The sequence below is a fragment of the Oceaniglobus ichthyenteri genome (assembly GCF_003057885.1).
Lineage (GTDB): Bacteria > Pseudomonadota > Alphaproteobacteria > Rhodobacterales > Rhodobacteraceae > Oceaniglobus > Oceaniglobus ichthyenteri.
On sequence record NZ_QAGK01000009.1, the window covers coordinates 95869 to 117900 of the forward strand.

Annotated in this window: 19 protein-coding genes and 1 tRNA gene; 6 read left to right on the forward strand and 14 right to left on the reverse strand. The window is 57.8% G+C overall.

The window, feature by feature from the left end; all coding sequences use genetic code 11:
• Nucleotides 1–95: 95 nt before the first annotated feature.
• The 10 genes from C8265_RS13995 to C8265_RS14040 form a co-directional block, all read right to left on the reverse strand.
• The gene (locus C8265_RS13995) at nt 96–1277 is read right to left on the reverse strand and encodes a CaiB/BaiF CoA transferase family protein (RefSeq protein ID WP_108484640.1); all 1182 of its coding nucleotides are present in this window, start codon (nt 1275–1277) and stop codon (nt 96–98) included.
• Nucleotides 1278–1287: 10 nt separating this feature from the next.
• Nucleotides 1288–2895: a thiamine pyrophosphate-binding protein gene (locus C8265_RS14000; RefSeq protein ID WP_108484641.1), complete on the reverse strand. Its 1608-nt coding sequence runs from the start codon at nt 2893–2895 to the stop codon at nt 1288–1290.
• A 205-nt stretch (nt 2896–3100) separates the two neighbouring features.
• Complete coding sequence (locus C8265_RS14005; protein ID WP_108484697.1) at nt 3101–3694, reverse strand: L,D-transpeptidase; 594 nt, start codon at nt 3692–3694, stop codon at nt 3101–3103.
• 231 nt (nt 3695–3925) lie between these two features.
• Nucleotides 3926–4711 (reverse strand): ABC transporter permease, encoded by a 786-nt coding sequence (locus C8265_RS14010; protein ID WP_108484642.1) that lies wholly within the window; start codon nt 4709–4711, stop codon nt 3926–3928.
• The gene (locus tag C8265_RS14015; RefSeq protein ID WP_108484643.1) at nt 4704–5471 is read right to left on the reverse strand and encodes an ABC transporter ATP-binding protein; all 768 of its coding nucleotides are present in this window, start codon (nt 5469–5471) and stop codon (nt 4704–4706) included. Before C8265_RS14015 ends, C8265_RS14010 begins: the two co-directional genes overlap by 8 nt.
• 3 nt (nt 5472–5474) lie before the next feature.
• Nucleotides 5475–6491, reverse strand: a complete 1017-nt coding sequence (locus C8265_RS14020; protein ID WP_108484644.1) for an ABC transporter substrate-binding protein — start codon at nt 6489–6491, stop codon at nt 5475–5477.
• A 76-nt stretch (nt 6492–6567) separates the two neighbouring features.
• On the reverse strand, nt 6568–7350 hold the full coding sequence (locus C8265_RS14025) for an IclR family transcriptional regulator (RefSeq protein WP_108484645.1): 783 nt from the start codon (nt 7348–7350) through the stop codon (nt 6568–6570).
• 15 nt (nt 7351–7365) lie between these two features.
• Complete coding sequence (locus tag C8265_RS14030) at nt 7366–8733, reverse strand: TRAP transporter large permease (RefSeq protein ID WP_108484646.1); 1368 nt, start codon at nt 8731–8733, stop codon at nt 7366–7368.
• Nucleotides 8733–9401, reverse strand: a complete 669-nt coding sequence (locus C8265_RS14035; protein WP_108484647.1) for a TRAP transporter small permease — start codon at nt 9399–9401, stop codon at nt 8733–8735. Before C8265_RS14035 ends, C8265_RS14030 begins: the two co-directional genes overlap by 1 nt.
• 102 nt (nt 9402–9503) lie before the next feature.
• A complete protein-coding gene (locus tag C8265_RS14040) occupies nt 9504–10736 on the reverse strand; it encodes a TRAP transporter substrate-binding protein (protein WP_108484648.1) in 1233 nt (410 codons plus the stop codon).
• A 125-nt stretch (nt 10737–10861) separates the two neighbouring features.
• On the opposite strand from C8265_RS14040, the gene C8265_RS14045 reads away from it, so the two are divergent.
• The gene (locus C8265_RS14045; RefSeq protein WP_108484649.1) at nt 10862–12457 is read left to right on the forward strand and encodes a GMC family oxidoreductase; all 1596 of its coding nucleotides are present in this window, start codon (nt 10862–10864) and stop codon (nt 12455–12457) included.
• Between the two features lie 168 nt (nt 12458–12625).
• On the opposite strand, the gene C8265_RS14050 is transcribed toward C8265_RS14045, so the two are convergent.
• Both C8265_RS14050 and C8265_RS14055 read right to left on the reverse strand, forming a co-directional pair.
• Nucleotides 12626–12711, reverse strand: a tRNA-Leu gene (locus tag C8265_RS14050).
• 75 nt (nt 12712–12786) lie between these two features.
• Nucleotides 12787–14220 carry a peptidoglycan-binding domain-containing protein gene (locus C8265_RS14055; protein WP_164512339.1) on the reverse strand — a complete coding sequence of 478 codons (1434 nt, stop codon included), beginning with the start codon at nt 14218–14220 and terminating at the stop codon, nt 12787–12789.
• Nucleotides 14221–14345: 125 nt separating this feature from the next.
• Between C8265_RS14055 and lipB the strand changes: the two genes are divergently transcribed.
• The 3 genes from lipB (at nt 14346) to C8265_RS14070 (ending at nt 17526) form a co-directional block, all read left to right on the forward strand.
• The gene (lipB, locus tag C8265_RS14060) at nt 14346–14993 is read left to right on the forward strand and encodes a lipoyl(octanoyl) transferase LipB (protein ID WP_108484651.1); all 648 of its coding nucleotides are present in this window, start codon (nt 14346–14348) and stop codon (nt 14991–14993) included.
• 227 nt (nt 14994–15220) lie between these two features.
• The gene (gene ctaD, locus C8265_RS14065; protein WP_108484652.1) at nt 15221–16894 is read left to right on the forward strand and encodes a cytochrome c oxidase subunit I; all 1674 of its coding nucleotides are present in this window, start codon (nt 15221–15223) and stop codon (nt 16892–16894) included.
• Between the two features lie 173 nt (nt 16895–17067).
• Nucleotides 17068–17526 carry a DUF2244 domain-containing protein gene (locus tag C8265_RS14070; protein WP_276308504.1) on the forward strand — a complete coding sequence of 153 codons (459 nt, stop codon included), beginning with the start codon at nt 17068–17070 and terminating at the stop codon, nt 17524–17526.
• Nucleotides 17527–17567: 41 nt separating this feature from the next.
• Here C8265_RS14070 and C8265_RS14075 read toward each other — a convergent pair whose 3' ends face one another.
• The gene (locus tag C8265_RS14075; protein ID WP_108484654.1) at nt 17568–18032 is read right to left on the reverse strand and encodes a GatB/YqeY domain-containing protein; all 465 of its coding nucleotides are present in this window, start codon (nt 18030–18032) and stop codon (nt 17568–17570) included.
• Between the two features lie 186 nt (nt 18033–18218).
• Here C8265_RS14075 and carA point away from each other — a divergent pair, with 186 nt between their 5' ends.
• Together carA and C8265_RS14085 are read left to right on the forward strand one after the other, a co-directional pair.
• Nucleotides 18219–19367: a glutamine-hydrolyzing carbamoyl-phosphate synthase small subunit gene (carA, locus tag C8265_RS14080; protein ID WP_108484655.1), complete on the forward strand. Its 1149-nt coding sequence runs from the start codon at nt 18219–18221 to the stop codon at nt 19365–19367.
• A 75-nt stretch (nt 19368–19442) separates the two neighbouring features.
• Complete coding sequence (locus tag C8265_RS14085; protein WP_108484656.1) at nt 19443–21344, forward strand: glycosyltransferase family 2 protein; 1902 nt, start codon at nt 19443–19445, stop codon at nt 21342–21344.
• Here C8265_RS14085 and C8265_RS14090 read toward each other — a convergent pair.
• The gene (locus tag C8265_RS14090) at nt 21325–21975 is read right to left on the reverse strand and encodes a GntR family transcriptional regulator (RefSeq protein ID WP_108484657.1); all 651 of its coding nucleotides are present in this window, start codon (nt 21973–21975) and stop codon (nt 21325–21327) included. The two genes, C8265_RS14085 and C8265_RS14090, sit on opposite strands and share 20 nt — an antisense overlap.
• Between the last annotated feature and the right edge of the window lie 57 nt (nt 21976–22032).

The window sequence follows — 22032 nt, forward strand, 5'->3', positions numbered from 1 at the left end:
ACAGGGAGGTGATCCTGTTTCCGCTGTTAACGCCAAATTGTTCGGCGGTTTGCCGCCAAACAATGCCGTCTATCAACCTGAGTAACCACGATATTTCAGGTTTTGTCCTTGAGACGTGCCAAAATGGCGTCGGTGTCCTGTCCGAACCGGGGCGGTGCCCGGCGATAGGTGACAGGGCTGGCCGACATGTTCAACGGATTCCCGATCAGCCGCACATGGCCCTCGGCCGCCTCGTCACAGGGCACTTCGGCCACCATGCCGCGCGCTTGCACCTGATCGCTGGCGAACACCTGATCAAGGGTCTGCACCGGGCCAACCGGAACCTTGCGCGCCTCAAGCCCAGCGATGATATCGTCCATCGTGCGTGCCGCCAGCAGCCCGGCGACGGTTTCGATCAACGTGTCGCGGTTGGCCAGACGGGCGGGGTTTGTGGCGTAACGCGGGTCTTGCGCCAATTCCGCAACGCCCAGATAATCACAGAACCGGGCAAATTGGCCATCGTTGCCCACGGCCACCAAAACATGCCCGTCACTGGATGCAAACACCTGATAAGGCACGATATTGGGGTGGGCATTGCCGCGCCGTTTCGGCACCTCGCCCGAGGTGAGGTAATTCACCCCCTCGTTGATCAACCAGGCGATCTGGGTATCGACAAGCGACACATCCACATGCTGCCCCTCACCGGTCTGATCGCGGTGGCGCAGTGCCGCCAGAATGCCAACGGTGGCGTACATGCCGCACATCACATCGGCCACGCCGACGCCCACCTTCATCGGCTCACCATCTGTTGCGCCGGTCAACGACATGATGCCGCCGTACCCCTGGGCCATCAGATCGTATCCGGGTTTTGACGCATTCGGCCCCGTCTGTCCGTAGCCCGATATCGAACAGTACACCAAGGCGGGGTGGGCCGCGCGCAGGCTGGCGTGGTCAAGCCCGTATTTTTCCAACCCGCCGGGTTTGAAATTTTCAAGCACGACATCACAGGTCGCCGCCAGGGCACGAATGGTTTCCTGCCCCTCGGGCGTGGCAATATCGACCGCGACCGATAATTTATTGCGGTTGGCGCACATGAAATAGGCCGAAAGATCGGTCGGCGCGCCATCGGTGCCGGTGACAAAGGGCGGCCCCCATGCGCGGGTGTCATCGCCATGTGTGCCGGGATTTTCGATCTTGATGACTTCGGCGCCCAAATCGCCCAACAATTGGGTGCAGGTCGGCCCTGCCAGAATCCGCGACAGATCCAGAATTCTCAACCCGTCCAAAGCACCAGCCATATCCGCCTCCTCAAATGCGCCCGTCGTATGCCTGACGGTCTATCACAGCGGCGATCACGGTAAAGGTGTCAGCGTCCAATGCATCGGCAATTGCGCCCCTGAGATCGGCACGCCCGGTCACTGTTACGCCGTGACCGCCAAAGGCACGCCCGATGGCGGCAAAATCGTGACCGGCAAAATCAACGCCTTGATTTTGCATCTGTCGTGCGCGCTGTTTCATTTCGATCAGGGCAAGCGCGCGATCGACAAACACGACAAAGATCGTCGTCTGGCCCAGTTCGGCAGCCGTGGCCAGTTCACCCGCGACCATCAAAAATCCCGCATCGCCCGAAAACGACACCACCGGCCGGTCCGGCGCGGCCAGCTTTGCGCCGATGGCCAGCGGTACGGCACAGCCCATGGTGCAAAATCCCGATGATTGCAAAAGCGTGCGGGGGGCTTCGCAGGTCCACATTTGCGACAGTAAAATCCGGTGCGCCCCGCTGTCGACAGTGGCGATGGTATTGGCCGGCAATGCCGCACGGCAGGTATCAATGATCGCGGCGGGGCCCCATGGCTCGTCCGTGGGAAAGGCCGCGCGCAGGGCCTGTTTTGCGGCGGTGACGCGGCCCTGGGGCCATTTGGCACGCACGGTGCTGTTTTCGCGCAACGCGTCGAGTGTGGCGCCGGTATCGGCCAGAAAAGACAGCGTCGCCTGATGCATATAATGGTGGTTGGGCGCGGCGTGAATATCAATCACCCGCTGGATGGCTGGGTTCCACGGATCGCGCCACCCGGCGCGCATTTCAATCGGATCATACCCGACCGACAGGATCAGATCAGCCTCGCCCAAAAGCGGCAGCAAGATCGCATCGGCCTTGGGCGAAAGCCCAGCGGCCCCCATCGCCAGGGGATGGGTTTCATCAATCACGCCCTTGGCTTTGTAGGTGGTGATGACAGGCACCGACAAGGCGTCGGAAAACCGGCGCACGGCCTCAAATGCGCCGTCTTTCAGGGCATCCAGACCCACGATCATGATCGGGCGGTGCGCCTCGGACAGCCAGCGGCGGGCCTTTTGCAAATTGGCCGGAACGGTTGGCGCGGGCGGTGTGCGCGCGCCCTCCATTTCGGCGCCCGGTGCATCGGCCACGGAAATCGGCACATCGATATGCACGGGGCCCGCGCGCCCTTCGGTGGCGATGGCGATCGCCTTGTCGGCGATCACGCCCGCCGCGCCGGCCGTCAGCGTGAATGTCGCCTTGGTAATCGGTGCAAACACGGCGCGGTGGTCCAACACCTGATGGGTATAGGTGGCCGCCTCATCCGGATCGATACAGCCGCAAAGCACGATCATCGGCACGCGGTCCTGATGGGCGTTGGCCACCACATTCACGCCGTTCATCGCCCCCGGCCCGACAGTGGCCAGCAAGATTGCCGGCGCACCATCGACATGATGCACCCCTTCGGCCATGAACCCGCCGGCATTTTCATGCTTGCACAGAACAAACCGGATGCCCGCCCGTTCAAGCGCGTCAATCAGGGTCAGAACTTCGCCCCCCGGCATTCCGAACGCGGTGCGGCACCCGGCGGCGTAAAGGCGGCGCGCCAGGATATCGGCAGAGCGGGGGGGCGTTTTCATATCAGATATCCTTGGTCAGTGGGCGGCGGCATCGGCGATATTCTGGAATATGCCATCTAATTCGCCCGCCGCCACCTGCAAATCAGGAATGTCATCCGCGCAATGGTGGTGGCGAAAAGGCGCATGGTAACTCTCCTGAATGAAATACGCGCCAACCCTGACAGGTGGCGCGCATTCTGAAAAGTCACGTGTGCGACAGGTTTTGTTATGACCGGTTTGGCAACATCCGCGGATACAACACGACACGGCTTTGCATTGGCACGCGGTTATAAAGATCGACCATCTGATCGTTGACCAGCCGCGCACAGCCATTGGAGACGGCGCGCCCGATCGTGTTGGGCAGATGCGTGCCGTGAAGGCGCAGGAACGTATCGCCGCGCCCCGGTTCAAACAGGTACAGCGCCCGCGCGCCCAATGGGTTGGTCAATCCGCCCTTGATCCCGTCCTCGGCATAGCGGGCATATTGCGCGGGCGACCGTTTGACCATATCAGGCGTCGGTTTCCAGCTTGGAAACTCTTTTTTCGCACCGACATAAAATTCACCGGGTTCATACAGCCCCACCCGGCCAATGCCGCAGGTATAGCGGATGGCGCGCTGTTCCGGCAGGGTCCAGTACACGGCAAATTCGTCGGGGAAAACATGCACCTCACCCGGTGCCAGATTGACCCGCAGGCTTACCTCACGCGGGAGGTATTTTTCCGGCACATTATAGGTTGGCACGGTGGGCGCAGCAGCCAGTGGCGTAGCCCCCAGCAAAGCAAAGGCAGTGGTGGTTTTTATCAGATCCCGGCGGTTCATCATGGCAGTTCCTTCTAAGGTCGTTGTGTCCCGGCGCAGAACGGGACAAGCAGCATTATAACACATTCTGGCCCACGCCAGGTTTGATTAACAACCCCAACGTTTACAAATTGTTCCCCTGCCGTTGCGACGCCTGTGGTATTTTGGCGATGTCGTATTTTTTTGGTCACGCTTTGCACCGAAGCAAAAGCATGCCCCAACGGCCGTTGGCGAATCATCTGGCAACCGGGTTTAGCCGCGCCAGCGCAACAGGCGCCGTTCAACCCGACCGATCACGAAACTGACACTGACGCCGAGCACCGATAAAATCGCGACACCGGCGAACAAACGCTCCAGATCATAAAGCGATCCCGCCTCAAGGATATACGCCCCCACCCCGGTTTGCGCGCCCAGCATTTCGGCCGCCACCAACAGGATGATGGCAATCGCCAGACTGATCCGCAGCCCCGATAATATGCCCGGCATTGCCCCGGGCAGCACGATCTTGCGCACGATGCTGAACCACGACAGGCCAAAACTCTGCCCCATGCGGATCAGCGTGCGATCCACGTTATCGACCGCGCCATAGGTGGCCACCACCGTGGGGGTAAAGGTGCCAAAGGCGATCAGCGCGTATTTGGATGCCTCATCAATGCCGAACCAGATCACAAACAACGGCAGCAGCGCGATTTTCGGGATCGGAAAGATCGCGGCCACCAACGGCACCAGCCCCGCCCGCGCATAGGAAAACAGCCCGATGGCAAATCCAATCAGCACCCCCGCCGTTACCCCAAATGCCGCCCCGACAGCCAACCGCGACAAAGACGGCAACAGATGATCCCACAACCGCCCCGACTGATAGAGCGATACAAACTCGGCCAACACATCGGACGGGCGCGGCAGGGTCAGGGATGAGATGACGCCCGTTGCCGTGCCCCATTCCACCAATGCGATCAGCGCGATGAACACTGCCGCGCCGATGCCGCGCTTGGCCTTGGGCGCGAAACCGCCGCCGCGAAAGGGAACCGGATCAGCCATTGATCAGCTCTTGATCGGCGGCGCGGGCCTCATCGCGCATGACATCCCACAGGTGGGATTGATGGCGCACCAGATCCGGGTCATCGGCGCGGCGTTCGGCAAGATCGGTTTTTATATCCACCACCTCGGCAATGCGCCCCGGGCGGCGCGACAGCACAACAATGCGGTGGCCCAGGCGCACCGCCTCGGTCAAATTATGCGTCACATAAACAGCGGTAAAGGGTGCGCGCAGCCACAGCGCCACCAGATCATCCATCAGCAATTCACGGGTTTGCGCATCAAGGGCCGACAGCGGTTCATCCATCAACATCACCGCCGGATTGACGGCCAAGGCACGCGCAATCGCCACCCGCTGTTTCATGCCACCCGACAATTGCCGGGGCAGCGCGGTGCGAAAATCCGACAGGCGGGTGCGCGATAAAACATCGGTGACAATGCGGTCGGTTTCGCCTTTGGGCAGGCGATGATCCTCAAGCGCGAGGCGCACGTTGCCCTCGACCGTGCGCCAAGGCAGCAGCGCGAAATCCTGAAACACATAGGTCAGCGGATTCAAACACCCCTCAGGCACCCTGCCCGTTTGCAATATCTGCCCCCGGCTGGGCCGTTCCAACCCACCGATCAGCCGCAACAGCGTGGATTTGCCACAGCCTGACGGGCCGACAATGCACAGAATGCGCCCGCCGGGGATATCCAGCGTGATATCGGATAAAACATCGGTGCGGTCATAGGAATGACCGACACCGACCAAAGACAATTCCATCTTTTACGACATCTGCGGCGCGAAATCGGTGTTCACGATCGTATCAAGCGTGATCGCGTCATCCACCAGATCCTCGGCCTGAAACCAGGCCAGTTGATCGCGCAGTGACGCCATGTTCAGCGCGCCATCGCCGTTCAGCCGCATCGCACCATTCAGGATTGATGGCGCCGCTGCCTCGTAGGGGCGATCAGTGTAGACGTAGTTATGGATCAGGCGCACCATGTCATCGCGCGCTTGCTCGCCTTGGGTTTTATCCACCAAAGCGGCGTTAAAATCGGCCACGCCTTTGGCAAAGACCGCCATGAAATCACGGGTTTTGGCGGCCTCATCGGTGGTGTTCCTGGCCGAGGTGAACACGGTTGTCACCTGATAATTGGGCAGGTAATCGGCCACGTCGCCAATCATATGCACAGCACCCGACCCGGCCAATGCCTTGGCGATATGGGGTACGATGGCCCAGCCATCCACCTGGCCCGATTTCATCGCGCCGATGATCGCGCCAACCTTTTGCAACGGCGTGAATTGCAATTCGATCCCTTCGCCCTGGGCCATTTTCGACCCCATATAGTGAAACGACGATCCGGCTTGGGTCACGGCCCATTTTTTCCCGGCCAACATCGCCGGTTCGGTGATGCCGTTTTGGAATGCCGCGTCAGACACCAGAATTTTCTGCCCGTCCACGCCCGGCTCTTCCTGCAACGCGCCACCGATGACGCGCACGGCGCCCTTATCGGCCAAGGAGATCAGCGCGCCTGTCATGGCGGTTATGCCGAAATCCACATCACCACTGGCAATCGCCACGGCCATCGGTTGCGCCGCATCGAAAAACCGCAATTCGGCATCCATGCCCGCGTCGGTGAAATATCCACGCTGCTCGGCCACAAAGCTGGCGGCGTGGCTGGTCAGGCGCAATGCGCCAACGACGGTTTTGGTGCCCGAGGCAATCGCGGGCGCGGCCAATGCGCCCGCGGCAACAGTGCCACCCATAAGGGCAAGAGTGCGACGTCTGGTGATGGTCATGGTGGATACTCCCGTGCTTTTGGCCTGTGCGACCGGTTGGCGGGCAGCATGGTCTTTGACGGCGCAAGGTCAAGGCTTAGCTGACCAGCAGGTCTGACAAATCTTTTGCGGCCTTTTGCAATTGCGGCAAATCGGCATGCAGCGCCGCCAGATTGCGCCGTTGCACCGGCGCATGGATCGACAGTGTCGAAACCACCCGCCCCTGCGGATCAAGAATGGGAACCGCAATGGCTGTCATGCCATCCATGAATTCTTCGTTATCGGTTGAAAACCCACGTTCACGAATCGCCGCGATTTCGGCCTGTAACAGAATGGGATCGGTGATTGTTTTATCGGTATGGCGCACCAACGGCGCGGCCGAAACGATCCGGTCAAGATATCCGGGTTTCAGGGAACTCAGGTACATTTTGCCACTGGCGGTGCAATGAAACGGCACTTGGGTGCCGATGGGCAACTGAATGCGCAGGGGCCATTTTGTTTCGACGCGATCGAGATAAATCATCGATTCACGGTCGGGCGTGGAAATATTACAGGTTTCCCCGACGCGGTCGGCCAGAGCATTCAAGATTGCCAACCGCGCTGTGCGTACATGCAGGCTGGACAAAATATTCACCGCCAACCGGCGCAACCGGCGCCCCGGCCCATAAGATCGGCCATCCAGATCCCGTTGCAGGAACCCTTCGGCCTCGCAGGTGTGCAACAGCCGGTGAATGGTCGGCTTTGGCAGGCCCAGCGCCGCACCCAGATCAGCAGGGCTGACCGGGGTGCCGACACGCGCTACTTCTTCCAAGAGCAACAGCAACCGCATGTTGGTGGGGATTTGCCCCTGCTCCTGGTCCGTGTTTGCATCTTCTGGCATGGTATTGCCTTTCCCTTATCCCCCGATTTGCGGGACAAGCATCAATGCAAGGTTTGGCGTCAAGGCAACGATGATCCAGACACCAATCAGCGCGGCAAGATATGGCACGGTATAGCGCAACAACCGGAAATATGGCACGCCGGTCACCCCGCTTGCGACATATAGGTTCAGACCATAGGGCGGCGTGATGAACCCGATGGAAGCGCCGATCAGAAAGATCACCGAAAAGTGGACCGGATCAATCCCGACAGTTGCCGCAATCGGGGCCAGGATCGGTGCAAGAATGATCGTAACCGGCAGTGATTCCAATACCATGCCCGATACGAACACGATGGCCATTGATGTGAACAGCACAGCGTAATATCCGCCCATGCCGGTGACAAAAGTGCCGATCACCTCCTGTGCGCCAAGCAGCGAAAGGTTTTGCTGCATCACCACCGAGATTCCGATCAGCGGTGCCAGAATGCCGGTAATCTGTGCACTGCGCATGGTGATTGACGGCACTTCGGACAACTTGAACCCTTCGACAACGGCCATATCGGCATATGTCTTTTCATCGACCGGCGTGTCATTGCCATGATTGTGCATGATCTTGTTCAACGGATAACAGATCAGCCCGACAATGAGGCAAAAGCCAACCGTCACAGCCGCCGCTTCGGTGGGGGAAAATTTGCCGGTATAAATGCCGTACAACACCAATCCGATCGCGAAAAAGCCCAGCCATGCGCCGAACGCGGTTTTCAAAATCCGCTCAAGCCGCAGAGGAATGAGATAGCCCCAGCCATTGATCGTGCAGATGATCCAGGCCGCCGCCATCATCGCCAGAACCATCAACGCACCGGGAACGATGCCCGCGATGAACAGGTCGGAAATCGACAGGCCCATGAGATAGCCATAGACGATGAAAATGATCGATGGGGGAATGATGATCCCCACTGTGCCGCCTGCTGCTGCGGTGGCCGCGGAAAACCGTTCATCATATCCGCCCTTTACCATTTCGGGGTGCAACATTGATCCGATGGTGGCAGTTGTCGCGCTGTTTGATCCCGAAATCGCGGCAAACAACCCACAGGCGCCGATGCTGGCCATGGCCAACCCACCGCGCAGCCACCCAAGACAAGAATAGGCAAAATCCGAAAGCCGCCGTGCAATACCGGATTTGTTGATCAAATCCCCGGTCAGAATGAACAAAGGCATCGCCAACAGGGCAAACCCTTTGACAAACACATTGGACAATTCGGCACCCACGTTATCAAGGGTCTGACCCAGAACAAACGTCGTGCCAATTACCCAATAGCCGATAACCAGAAACACCGGCACGCCCAGCATGAACAAAAACGTGACGCCCAGCGAAATCACTGTGATAATCGTTGCATCGGTCATCACACATCGCCTCCGATAACGGCTTGTTTTATCATGATTTCGCCTGATCTGTAATTGCGCCAATCCTCTATCCAGTTTTCCATCACCCGCGCCGCCATCAGCAAAAATGCAATCGGCACGGTGATCAGAAACCACCATTTCATGAAGTTGTCCGTGCCTTCGAGAATCTGAAAATTGTCGGCCGCATTTGCCGTAACGCGTGATCCGGTAACCACGACGATGATGCAAAAGACCAGCCAAAGCACCGCATCCAAGGACAGGCAAAACATTTGCGCCGGGCGCGGCATGTTGGTGCGAAATTCGTTGAACGCCAAATGTGTGCGCAGTTTGATGTTATAGGCACAGCCAAACCACGTCATCACCAGAAACAGAACCGGCGGAAATGTGGTTGACCAAGGTTCCTGCACCGAAAACACAAACCGCCGCACCACTTCGACACAGATGATCGCGGCAATGCCAAGATAGGTGTAAACCATGACGGTGCGTTCAAAATGCCGTTCGATAAAGGGAACCAGACGATAGATTGTCATCACCAGAAATGCGCCCAACAATGTGAACGCAGTGCCAACAACCCACGCCCCTTCCGTGCGCAAAGCTTGGGTGATCGCCCACCAATCACCACTAAACAGCGTCGGCACAACGGCCGCAGCTTCGGACCATATTGACATGGTCTGCCCCTCTTTCGGTTGGCCGCCGCCGTTTGCCGGAGGTTCGGGCCAAGTTTGAAACAGGTCGGCCCACGACAGGCCGACCTTGAATTTAAGTGATGATCAGCCTTTCCACCAACGGCGGGGCTCTACGTTTTCGGCCAGCGTGTCTTTTGGAATTTCGCGGGCGATATTGTAGATATCCTGATAGGTGTCATGCCCACCGGACCAGCCGTTCAGGCGCTCGCGCCACTGTTCCCACAACTGCGGCTGGAACTCGGGCGAACACATTTCTTCGGCCTTCTTGATTTCGGCATCCGACAAGGTGGCGACGCGCACGCCCTCGTTGGCGAAAATGGTGTTCGGCAACTGCGGCGTTGAGAAGCCGACAGTGTTGACCAGTGCCGCCTCGTTCGCGCCCTGCACATGCACCTGCGCCCAATACGCCGATTCCATCACCGCCTCTTGCAGCTCTTCGTTCAGCGCATCCCATGCCTTCATGGTCATCGCGGTGTGTTCGGTGCCGCAGAAGAATTTCAGATCGACACATTGTGATACCACAGGCGCCATCCCGGCATAGGCCACCGCAGAAGCCCAGGTTTCAGCGCCATCAATCAGGCCCTGACGCAGACCATCAAGGGTTTCTTCCCACGCCACGGGAACCGGATTAAGCTGCATGGCCTCCATCGCGATGCGCCCCAACTGGGTGCCGGTCACGCGGTTCTTGGTGCCTGCCAACTGATCGATGCTTGTCACCGTCTCGCGGTCTTTCCAGGACAGACCCAAGTTGATGCCACGCAGTTCAGCATGGGAAAACAGGAATTTCATCCCATGGCGCCGCTCAAGCGGTTCGCGCAACAGGCGCACCGAATCGGGATGATACAGGAAATGGTACTGTGACGCGCGGCTTGGGAACATATACGCATAATCCAGCACGTTGTAATACGGCGCACCGCCCGATGAGTTCTGGGTGGACGCGGCAATCATATCAACGATGCCCTGCTGTGCTTTTTCAACACATGCGGTCTGGCTACAGATCTGGTTATCCCCAATGAATTCAACGCGAATTTCGCCATCCGTGCGGCTTTCCAGATCCCGCGCGAATTCCAACGCGCCCATCCGTTCAACCAGCAGGTTACGGGCGTTGAAACCCGACGCGCCCATCTTGAATGTGTGCTTTGGCTCTTTTGCGAACCGCTTTTCATAGGTCGATTCAGCGGCCTTGGCCAGGTTTGCGATGCTTACGGCACCACCAAACGTGCCAGCCGCCAACAACGTGCTTGACATGCCGTACTGGCCTGCAAGTTTGAAAAGGTCACGGCGCGAAATGCCAGCAAGTGCTTTGGAAACTTTCATTTTATCCTCCCTGAAAGTGCTTGATCGTAAGGTTCGTCAATTATTGAGACGTATCGTTTCAAAAAACACTATTCGTGGAATTTGATTCTGTATAGGGTTTTCTTCACATACTTGGAGGGAATCGTATGCAAGACGCGGATTACATCGTTGTGGGGGCCGGATCGGCGGGATGCGTGGTGGCAAACCGGTTAAGCGCGGATCCTTCGGTAAAGGTTGTTCTGCTTGAGGCAGGCGGGCGCGATCTGAATCCCTGGATTCACATTCCTGTCGGGTATTTCAAAACCATCCATAACCCGTCGGTCGACTGGTGTTACAAAACCGAACCCGATCCGGGTTTGAATGGCCGGTCCATCGAATGGCCCCGTGGCAAGGTTCTGGGCGGTTCATCCTCGCTGAACGGGCTTCTTTATGTGCGCGGACAACCTCAGGATTATGACCGTTGGGCGCAAATGGGCAATCGTGGCTGGGGCTGGGACGAGATTTTGCCGCTGTTCAAACGGGCCGAAAACAATGAGCGCGGCGCCGATGAATACCATGGCGATCAGGGTCCGCTTTCGGTGTCGAACATGCGTATTCAGCGGCCGATCTGCGATGCATGGGTCGCGGCGGCGCAATCGGCGGGCTATCCGTTCAACCCCGATTATAACGGCGAAACCCAGGAAGGCGTTGGATATTTCCAGCTGACCTCGAAAAATGGCCGGCGGTGCAGTGCCGCTGTTGCCTATCTTAACCCGGTGAAATCCCGATCAAACCTGCAGATCATCACCCACGCCCAAGTCGAAAAAATTGAACTCGAGGGCAAAAAAGCCACGGGGGTGACCTATCGCGATAAATCCGGAACGTTGAAAACCATCAATGCACGCCGCGAAATCATATTGTCGGGCGGCGCGATCAATTCACCACAATTGCTTATGCTGTCGGGGATTGGCCCGGGCGAACAGCTGCGCGAAAACGGGATCGAGGTGGCGCACGATTTGCCCGGTGTCGGCCAGAATATGCAGGATCACCTGCAGGCGCGGCTTGTCTATAAATGTAATGAACCGACCCTGAATGACGAGGTGCGCGGCATCTTCAATCAGGCACGAATCGGGCTGAAATATCTGATGTTCCGGTCCGGCCCGATGACCATGGCCGCCAGTCTGGCCACCGGATTCATGCGCACCCGCGAAGATCTGGAAACCCCTGACATTCAATTTCACGTACAGCCCCTGTCGGCGGAAAATCCCGGCAAAGGTGCCGATCTGTTTTCGGCTTTTACCATGTCGGTATGTCAACTGCGCCCCGAAAGCCGGGGCGAAATTCGCCTGGCCGGGCCGGACCCGCGCCAGTACCCGAAAATCATACCCAACTATCTCAGCACCGAAACCGACTGTCGCACCATCGTCGCGGGCGTAAACATTGCCCGCACCATCGCACGCCACGCGCCGCTGACCTCAAAGATATCGACCGAATATCGCCCCAATCCATCCCTGCCGATGGATGATTATGACGCGACATTGGATTGGGCGCGCAGCAATACCGCGTCAATCTATCATCCCGCGGGCACATGCAAAATGGGCCAGGGCAGCGACGCGGTGGTTGATTCAGAATTGCGCGTTCACGGCATTTCGGGCCTGCGCGTCGCAGATTGTTCGATCATGCCTGAGATCGTTTCAGGAAACACAAACGCCCCCGCCATCATGATCGGCGAAAAGTGCAGCGATCTGATCCGCGCGACGTGAATGAAACATTCCAAACCGCGCTCTTTCACAGAGAAAATCGAAAGGGCGCGGGGCCTGCACATGCTGACGTCCCAGCATTCCAACGTTTCTAATGCAAACGAACAGGTTTAGGTGCCGTCACCGCGCAAATCGGTTACAGACAAACTCAGGATAAACCAAAAGAATAAGTGGTGCGGCTGAGAAGACTCGAACTTCCACGGGTGTTACCCCACAGCGACCTCAACGCTGCGCGTCTACCATTCCGCCACAGCCGCACATACGGTCTGGCGGCGGTGTAGTATACGCCGCCGCCCGTGTGAAGCCCCTTTTTCAAAGGGCGTCACATTTGCCTATTCGCTGATTGAAAACGCAGGCAAGGCAGAGGCCGGTTGCAGGGTTGGCAAGGGGGCCAATCCACCTGTTTGCGCGCCGCCCACTGCTTTGCGCAACACGGCCAAACGGCCAGGCTGGGCGGTTGCAAAAACCGGTTGCACGGCTGCCGCATCCAGCGCGCCTTCATACCATGCAGCGGCCAGATCGACGCGCATCTCGGTTCCGATCCCCTGACTTAGGTGGTGACCCATCAATTCACCGAATGCAGCGCTGTCCATCGCCGCGAGTATAAGGCCCGAACCAATTGCCTGATCCATGTTGTCATCACGATAACCGACCGACATGCACACCTTCGCCGTTGCCGCCAGATCCTGTGACGGAATCCCGGTGCCCTGCGTAAAGCCCGCGACATTTTGCAAAACGGCCTCGCGTGGCTTGCTACCCAGGCTGGCGACGAATGTCGCTGTTTGCTGCCCATAGGCCGCGCATGTGGCGTTTATCTGATCCGGGGTGGCCCCCAGACCCTGGGCCAATTGCGCCCCGTCGGCAATTGCCGATTGGCGCGCAAGACAGAACTGTTCGTTCAACGCCGCAGTTGAGTCAGTCATGGTTGCAGCGGTAATAAATCCGCCATTCTCGCTGGTTTTTTTGGAAACTGCGGCGCAATGCACCGACAGCGTGGGTTTGGCCGCACCGCCAAACAGACTGGGCAAAGCCGCCGCCACAGGTGTGACCGCGGCCTGGGCGATGGGCGCCGGGGCAACAGGAGCGACCGCAACCGGTGTGGGGGCGACGGCAACCGGAGCGACCGCAACCGGGGCAGGCGCAACAGGCGCCGGCATCGGCGCAACGGCCACCGGAGCAGGTGCCATCGCCATCTGTTGGCTGGGGGCGACGACCATTGTGGTTTGCGGCATTGTTGCTGTGGGGGCCGCCATTCCGGCCATCACCGGCGCACCGCCCGCCATTTCCTGGCGGAACTGTTTCAGCAATCCACGCACGCCTTCCGGATTTGCGGCAACCATCTGCTGGGTGGCATACCCGCCCGCCTGGGCGCGATTGTATGAGTTGATCAAAAGATCCTGCTCAAAGCTTGATAATTGCCCGGTCGCGGCATAACCAAGATAGGCCTGATATTGCGACACGGCATCACGGGATTTGCGGCCCAATTGGCCATCTACCGAACCGGCATTGAACCCGAAATAATTCAACGACGATTGTATCTGCCGCCCGGTCTGGGTGGCCGGAATGCGCGGTTTGGATACCTTTTTCTTATAGGTCTTCGTCGATTTTCGATAAACTTTCTTTTGCGGTTGTTTTGCGGCATGGTTCACGATCGCCCCAACAATCGCACCTGCGATGAAATCACCCGCATCTGCCGATGCCTTTGTGGCCGGACCAAAGGCCAGTGACGCCGCGACACCCGTCAATAAAAGCGATTTGGTAATCATGTTTCTGCTCCGTAAAAAAATACCGTTATATTCTTGCAAGGATAGCATATGAACCCAACATGATAAGCGTTTTTTGCGAATGTCCGACAGATTCGCTACTTTTCCGTTAATTATCGAGGCCGTTCATGGATTGGATCGTATCACCCGGCCTGACCCCCTATCCCGAGGCGTTGTCGCGGATGGAACAGATCGCCGAGGGGATCAGGGCAGACACACACCCCGAAACCGTGTGGTTGGTCGAACATCCGCCGCTTTATACCGCCGGCACCAGCGCGCAGATCGCCGATTTGGTCGATCCGGATCGGTTTCCGGTCTATGAGGCGCGGCGCGGTGGGCAATATACCTATCATGGGCCGGGGCAGCGGGTGGCCTATGTCATGCTTGACGTGGCCAAACGGGGCCGTGATGTGCGCCGGTTCGTGCATCAGATGGAGGCTTGGGTGATTGCCGCATTGGCCGAATTCAATATCACCGCCGAGGTGCGCGAGGGCCGCGTTGGCGTGTGGGTCGAACGGCCCGATCGTGCGCCAAACGGTGACGGGTCCGTGCGCGAAGACAAGGTGGCGGCGATTGGAATTCGCTTGCGCAAATGGGTTTCCTTTCACGGCCTGTCGATAAATGTTGAACCTGATCTGACGCATTTTGACGGAATCGTGCCTTGTGGCATCCGCGAACATGGGGTGACCAGCTTGGTCGATCTGGGGCTGCCGGTGACCATGGAGGATGTCGACGTTGCGTTGCGCCGAACGTTCGGCGATGTTTTCACATCCTGATCGGTGGCAAACCGACGCCAAGGCGCCCATCAAACAACCGCCTGACGTGTGGCCGCATCGCCATCCATGGGGTTCTTTTTCACAAATACACCCAGCGCACGACAATTTTTCCATGGCGCGGCAAGGTGTAACATTGCCCCCGGCCCCAATTTGGCATTAAAAGGATTCCCAAACCCGTGCGATCATCCGCGCGGCTGGCAATAATTTCGGGAACCAGGAGACATCATATGGCCGACGCAGCCGTTCATGGCCACGGCGGGCACGACGAGCGGAGTTTTTTCACCCGCTGGTTCATGTCCACGAACCACAAAGACATCGGTATCCTTTACCTCTTCGTATCCGGTTTCGCCGGTTTCATCGCGGTGGCCTTTACGGTTTACATGCGCATGGAGCTTATGGAACCGGGTGTGCAATATATGTGTATGGAAGGCGCGCGGATGACGGCCGCCGCTGCCGGAGACTGTACGCCCAACGGCCATTTGTGGAACGTGTTGATCACGGGCCACGGGATCCTGATGATGTTCTTCGTCGTCATTCCGGCGCTTTTTGGCGGTTTTGGCAACTATCTCATGCCGTTGCAGATTGGCGCGCCGGATATGGCGTTTCCACGGATGAACAACCTGTCGTTCTGGTTGTACGTTGCGGGCACCCTGTTGGCCATTTCTTCGGTTCTGGCCCCCGGTGGCAATGACCAGGCCGGATCCGGCGTGGGTTGGGTTTTGTATCCGCCGCTGTCCACCAACGAAGGTGGTTTTTCGATGGATCTGGCGATTTTCGCGGTTCACGTTTCGGGCGCCAGTTCGATCCTGGGCGCGATCAACATGATCACCACATTTCTGAACATGCGCGCACCCGGAATGACCCTGTTCAAGGTGCCACTGTTCTCATGGTCGATCTTTGTCACGGCTTGGATGATTCTCTTGGCCCTGCCCGTTCTGGCCGGCGCAATCACCATGTTGCTGACCGATCGTAACTTCGGCACCACATTCTTTGATCCCGCCGGTGGCGGTGATCCGGTGTTGTATCAGCACATCCTGTGGTTCTTTGGTCACCCCGAAGTGTACATCGTGATCTTGCCGGGCTTTGGCATCATCAGCCACGTGATCGCCACCTTCGCGCGCAAGCCGATCTTTGGCTATCTGCCGATGGTTTGGGCGCTGATCGCGATTGGTGGCCTGGGCTTTGTTGTGTGGGCGCACCACATGTACACGGTCGGTATGTCCCTGACACAGCAAAGCTATTTCATGCTGGCCACCATGGTTATCGCGGTGCCCACCGGTGTGAAGATCTTTAGCTGGATTGCCACCATGTGGGGCGGATCGATTGAGTTCAAGGTTCCCATGATGTGGGCGTTTGGCTTTTTGTTCCTGTTCACCGTGGGCGGCGTTACCGGTGTTGTTCTGGCCCAGGCCGGGATCGACCGGGCCTATCACGACACCTATTATGTCGTGGCGCACTTTCACTATGTGATGTCGCTGGGCGCGGTGTTTGCCATTTTCGCGGGGATCTATTTTTACTTCCCGAAAATGTCGGGCAAGATGATTCCCGAATGGGCCGGGCAGATCCATTTCTGGACCTTCTTTATCGGCACCAACATCACCTTCTTCCCACAACACTTCCTGGGTCGTCAGGGGATGCCACGCCGTTATATCGACTATCCCGATGCTTTCGCGCTGTGGAACTATGTCTCAAGCTGGGGCGCCTTCCTGTCCTTCGCTTCGTTCCTGTTCTTCATCGGAGTTTTGTTCTGGGTGTTGATCACCAAACCGAGCACATCGCCCGCGAATCCGTGGAACGAATTTGCCGATACGTTGGAATGGACTTTGCCCAGCCCACCGCCCGAGCATACGTTTGAAACGCTCCCCAAGCAGAGCGAGTGGGACAAGCAGCCCGGTCATTAAAGGAATGATCCGACGCCCATTGGGCAGGTGATCCAAAGGGCTCCGCATTTCGCCGGGGCCCTTTTTTTTGCAAATCAAGTGAGCGCCCCATGCCCCTACGCTGGGATCAAGACCCCGACAAAACTGATTTTACAAACCGAGGCAGCACTGACCATGCCTTGGCCCACGCTGTCTTGTGGCCACACCGATCCTTGCCACGCAAAGGTATGGCGATCGCAATCGGATTTGCGTTTGTGATGATCATGGTGCCCGTGATCCCGTTACTCGGCTCGCCGATCTTGTGGGGGCTTTTGCCGTTTACCATGGGGGCGGTGTGGCTGCTGTGGTATTTTCTGGAACGCAGCTATACCAGCGCCCAGTTGCGAGAGGATCTGACCCTGTGGACAGATCGAATCGAAATCGTGCGCTCGAACCCAAAAGGCGCGGAACAGCGATGGTCGGCCAATCCGTTTTGGGTGCGGGTCAAATTGATTGAAACCGGTGGACCGGTTGAGAAATATATAACCCTGTCCGGCTCCGGACGTGAGGTGGAATTGGGCGCGTTTCTTGCACCCGAAGAACGACAGGTCTTGTATGGTGATTTGAACCGCCTTTTGGGGCGGCTTTCACATCCCGGGTTTGCCGACGAATGACGGATTGATATGTTGCGTGAGCTTGGTTCACGCCACCCGGATCAGCCCAAACGCGCCTTGAGTTTACCGCCAACCGCGCCAAAATCCATCTGGCCGGTGTACTTTGCTTTCAAAACACCCATCACCTTCCCCATATCCCGGATCGAGCTGGCTTCAGTCTTGGCGATTGCGGCGTCCAGGGCGGCGTCAACTTCCTCGTCGCTCAGCTGTTTAGGCAGGAACCCTTGGATCACGACAATTTCCGACAGTTCCTGCTCTGCCAATTCCAGACGCCCGGCTTCTTCATAAGCGCGCGCACTTTCCTGACGTTGCTTCACCATCTTGCCAAGGATCTGAAGCACTTCGGCGTCACCCACCTGGGTTTCATCGCCTTCGCCCATACCGCGGAGGGCGATATCGCGGTCCTTGATCGCCGCATTGATCAAACGCAGAGTCGACAGCCGCTGTGTCTCTTTGTTTTTCATCGCAGATTTCAGCGCTTCGGTAATCTGGGTACGAAGGTCCATGTCCTGCCTCAGTCCTGGTTTGGGTCCAAGTTGGTATAATACGGCAAAGGTTGAACCATGACAACCAACGTTGAACGGCATAACCAATTGATTAAAAACGATTTTCAATTCCCCCTGCCCCCTTGACCCGCCGCGACAGGCCAACTAGTTTGCGCCAGATTTACCCAATTTTCCGGAGGTTGCCCCATGGCCCAGTCGCCCCGCCCCACTGCCTGCCTTGCGTTGGCCGATGGTACGCTGTTTTATGGCCAGGGCTTTGGTGCCACGGGCCAAACCGTCGCCGAGCTGTGTTTCAACACCGCCATGACCGGGTATCAGGAAATCATGACCGATCCGTCCTATGCGGGTCAGGTTGTGACGTTTACCTTTCCTCATATCGGCAATACCGGCATCACCCCCGAAGACGATGAATCCTCCGATCCGGTGGCCGATGGCATGATCGTCAAATGGGATCCGACCGAACCAAGCAATTGGCGCGCCATGGGCACCCTGCCCGATTGGTTGGAAAAGCGCGGACGCATTGCCATGGGCGGTGTTGATACCCGGCGTCTGACCCGCGCTATTCGCCAACAGGGCGCGCCTCATGTCGCCCTGGCCCACAACCCCGATGGTGATTTCGACGTCGAGGCGTTGGTTGCCGCCGCTCGCGCGTTTCAAGGCCTGGAAGGCGCGGATTTGGCCGCCAAGGTCACCTGTGCGCAATCCTATCGTTGGGATGAAATGCGCTGGGCCTGGCCCGAAGGCTATACCAAGCGCACAACACCCGGCCACAAAGTGGTCGCGATAGATTATGGCGCAAAGCGTAACATCTTGCGGTGTCTGGCAAGTGCCGGGTGCGATGTGACAGTTTTGCCCGCCTCGGCCACCGCTGACGATGTGCTTGCCCTTTCGCCCGATGGGTTGTTCCTGTCCAACGGACCTGGCGATCCGGCAGCAACCGGCGTTTATGCCGTGCCGATGATCCAACAGGTGATGGAGCGCAGCGATATGCCGATTTTCGGCATTTGTCTGGGCCATCAGATGTTGGCCCTGGCACTTGGTGCGCGCACGGTCAAAATGAACCATGGCCATCACGGCGCAAATCACCCGGTGAAAGACACAGAAACCGGAAAAGTTGAAATTACGTCGATGAACCATGGGTTTACCGTCGACAGTCAATCCTTGCCAATCGGGGTCAAGGAAACCCATGTGTCCCTGTTTGACGGCAGCAATTGTGGCATCCGCGTGCAGGACCGCCCCATCTGGTCAGTTCAATACCACCCCGAGGCCAGCCCCGGACCGCAAGACAGTTATTACCTGTTCGAACGGTTTGCCAAAGCCATGGATGCGGCCTGACAGACACATGTTAACCGCCGGTTAACCTCCTTGGCCTTAATGTTCGGAACAGGATTCTGAGCGGAAAGGGCCAGGGTGAACCAGTCATTGCGCATTATTCCGTCGCCAACAGACCCGGATTTCGGGCCTGACGGCGGCGGTGCTGCGCAACAAAGGGGCCGATTGGGCGCGCTGCTCTTGGGGGCGGGGCAGATCACGCCCTCTGCATTGCGGCTTGCGCTCGTACATCAGGCCGAATCTGGCGCACCTTTGGGCATGATCCTGTGTCAAAACGGCGATATCGATGAAAACACTCTATACAATACGCTGGCCGCACAGTTTGGCGCCATTCGAATTGATCCTGCGGATTATCCGGTAAACACCGCGCTGATCGAACAGATCGGGGCGCAGTTTTGTGCGGTACACGGTGTTTTGCCCATCGCAAAAGCAGGCGCAACCGCCGTTGTCACCACCTCTGATCCGGGCCGGTTTCATATGATCCGGCCAATTTTGGAACAAGAACTCGGCCCTGTTTCAATGGTGGTATCAAGCCAAAGCGAACTTTACGCGGCACTTCTAACCACCCGCAAACGCGCCTTGGCGCGCAACGCAGAACGCCGTACAAAAAGCACCGAAAGTTGCCGCACGCTTTCCGGCAAACGTCTGGTTTGGGGCGGCGGCGGCCTGTGCGTGCTGTTGTGTCTGGCGTTACTCATCATGCCGATTGTGACGCTGTCGGCCCTGACTGTCCTTGCCTTGGCCATTCTGGCGATAAACACGGTATTTGCGGTTTCGATGGCTGCAATCTGGCTATTGCGGCGCGGTCGTATAACCGAACCCATCGCGCAGACCTGTCGTATCGTGCCGGTGTCTGTCATGGTTCCGCTGTTTCGCGAAAAACACATTGCCAAATGCCTTATTCAACGGCTGTCACGACTGAATTATCCACCGGAACAGTTGGAAATCCTGCTGGTGGTGGAAGAAGACGATGCAATCACCCAAGCCACGCTGGCCCAGTGCACATTGCCCGCGACGATGCGCACATTGATCGTGCCAAGGGGTCAGGTGCAAACCAAACCGCGTGCCTTGAACTATGCGTTGGATTTTTGCCGGGGCCATATTGTCGGGGTTTATGACGCCGAAGATGCGCCAGACCCGGATCAAATTCGCGCCGCTGTTGCGCAGTTTCAACGTGCCCCCCCGGTGGTTGCCTGCCTGCAAGGGCGGCTTGATTATTATAACCCGCGAAAAAACTGGATGGCGCGGTGTTTTACGATCGAATACGCGACGTGGTTTCGCATCATGTTGCCGGGGATGGCGCATTTGGGTTTGGCCTTACCCTTGGGCGGCACAACCTTGTTTTTTCGAAAATCCGCGCTGATCTCATTGGGCGGATGGGATTCGCACAATGTTACGGAAGACGCTGATTTGGGCCTGCGATTGGCACGTCGGGGATATCGAACCGACCTGTTGGACAGTGTCACCTTGGAAGAGGCGAATTGCCACCCCTGGCCATGGGTGCGTCAGCGATCCCGCTGGATCAAAGGCTATGCGATGACATATTTCGTTCATATGCGAAATCCGGTCACCCTTTATCGTGATCTGGGTGGCCGTGGGTTTTGGGGCATGCAGCTTTTGTTTCTGGGCAGCTTGTTGGGCGTGCTGACCGCGCCTCTGCTTTGGGCCTTTGTCCTGATTTTGTTTGGCCTTCCACACCCCTGGACCGCGCAAATGTCGGGCAGTTTGGGAACGGTTTTGTCTTGGTCACTCGGCGGGGCCGCGCTTATTCATTGGTCGGTCTGGATATTGGGCGCTTATGCAAAGGGTGATCGGGGGCTGATGGCATGGGCACCCACACTGTCGATTTATCACGCTCTGGCAACGGCCGCCGCGCTTAAGGCAGCGTTTGAGATCATGACCAAACCGTTCTTCTGGGATAAGACAATGCATGGGCATCTGTCTGAAACGCCCAGCCCAGCTAAGGAAACTCTGACGTAACCGAAACCACTTTCAGCCGTGTTTCAAATGCCTTGGAAATATGGGCCTTCAGTGCCTCATATGCCGCATCGCCATCGCCCGCTTCGATCGCGGCAACGATCCGGTCATGTTCGGCCAACGCAATTTCGCCCCGCCCCTCAACCGCGAGCGACGTGGTTGCCAACAGCGCCATGAACCGATGTACCAGATCCAGTTGTTGCACCAGGTATCGGTTATGGCTGGCCAGATGGATCTGTTTGTGAAACCGCCGGTTTGCCCGGGCCAAAGCCGACGGATCACCAAGCAATGCGTGATCTTCCTTTACCATCGAGCGCAGCACGCGCACCTCTTCGTCGGTTGCGTGTCGCGCGGCCAGACGCGCGGCCAAACCCTCCAGCTCTGTTCGTACCACATATAGTTCGGCCAGTTGATTGTGATCCAGCGACGCCACAATCAATGACCGTCCATCCCGGGTCAGCATGCTTTGGGTTTCCAACCGCTGCAGCGCCTCGCGAATCGGGGTGCGTGAGACGCCAAACCGTTCGGCCAGCTCACTTTCCACCAATCTGTCGCCCGGGCGATAGACACCAACGTCAATCGCCTCAAGGATCAAGAGATAGGCATCCCGCTGCCCGTTGCGATTTTCCGCCATAAGTATCTCACTCCTGTGTCATTTTATCCTAGCGTTGCAGCGCACCGAGGATCAAGC

Excerpts from the sequence above, each read along its gene's own strand:
- C8265_RS13995 (WP_108484640.1), bottom strand. The coding sequence starts at position 1,277 with ATGGCTGGTGCTTTGGACGGGTTGAGAATTCTGGATCTGTCGCGGATT.
- C8265_RS14000 (WP_108484641.1), bottom strand. The coding sequence starts at position 2,895 with ATGAAAACGCCCCCCCGCTCTGCCGATATCCTGGCGCGCCGCCTTTAC.
- C8265_RS14005 (WP_108484697.1), bottom strand. The coding sequence starts at position 3,694 with ATGAACCGCCGGGATCTGATAAAAACCACCACTGCCTTTGCTTTGCTG.
- C8265_RS14010 (WP_108484642.1), bottom strand. The coding sequence starts at position 4,711 with ATGGCTGATCCGGTTCCCTTTCGCGGCGGCGGTTTCGCGCCCAAGGCC.
- C8265_RS14015 (WP_108484643.1), bottom strand. The coding sequence starts at position 5,471 with ATGGAATTGTCTTTGGTCGGTGTCGGTCATTCCTATGACCGCACCGAT.
- C8265_RS14020 (WP_108484644.1), bottom strand. The coding sequence starts at position 6,491 with ATGACCATCACCAGACGTCGCACTCTTGCCCTTATGGGTGGCACTGTT.
- C8265_RS14025 (WP_108484645.1), bottom strand. The coding sequence starts at position 7,350 with ATGCCAGAAGATGCAAACACGGACCAGGAGCAGGGGCAAATCCCCACC.
- C8265_RS14030 (WP_108484646.1), bottom strand. The coding sequence starts at position 8,733 with ATGACCGATGCAACGATTATCACAGTGATTTCGCTGGGCGTCACGTTT.
- C8265_RS14035 (WP_108484647.1), bottom strand. The coding sequence starts at position 9,401 with ATGTCAATATGGTCCGAAGCTGCGGCCGTTGTGCCGACGCTGTTTAGT.
- C8265_RS14040 (WP_108484648.1), bottom strand. The coding sequence starts at position 10,736 with ATGAAAGTTTCCAAAGCACTTGCTGGCATTTCGCGCCGTGACCTTTTC.
- C8265_RS14045 (WP_108484649.1), top strand. The coding sequence starts at position 10,862 with ATGCAAGACGCGGATTACATCGTTGTGGGGGCCGGATCGGCGGGATGC.
- C8265_RS14055 (WP_164512339.1), bottom strand. The coding sequence starts at position 14,220 with ATGATTACCAAATCGCTTTTATTGACGGGTGTCGCGGCGTCACTGGCC.
- lipB (WP_108484651.1), top strand. The coding sequence starts at position 14,346 with ATGGATTGGATCGTATCACCCGGCCTGACCCCCTATCCCGAGGCGTTG.
- ctaD (WP_108484652.1), top strand. The coding sequence starts at position 15,221 with ATGGCCGACGCAGCCGTTCATGGCCACGGCGGGCACGACGAGCGGAGT.
- C8265_RS14075 (WP_108484654.1), bottom strand. The coding sequence starts at position 18,032 with ATGGACCTTCGTACCCAGATTACCGAAGCGCTGAAATCTGCGATGAAA.
- carA (WP_108484655.1), top strand. The coding sequence starts at position 18,219 with ATGGCCCAGTCGCCCCGCCCCACTGCCTGCCTTGCGTTGGCCGATGGT.
- C8265_RS14090 (WP_108484657.1), bottom strand. The coding sequence starts at position 21,975 with ATGGCGGAAAATCGCAACGGGCAGCGGGATGCCTATCTCTTGATCCTT.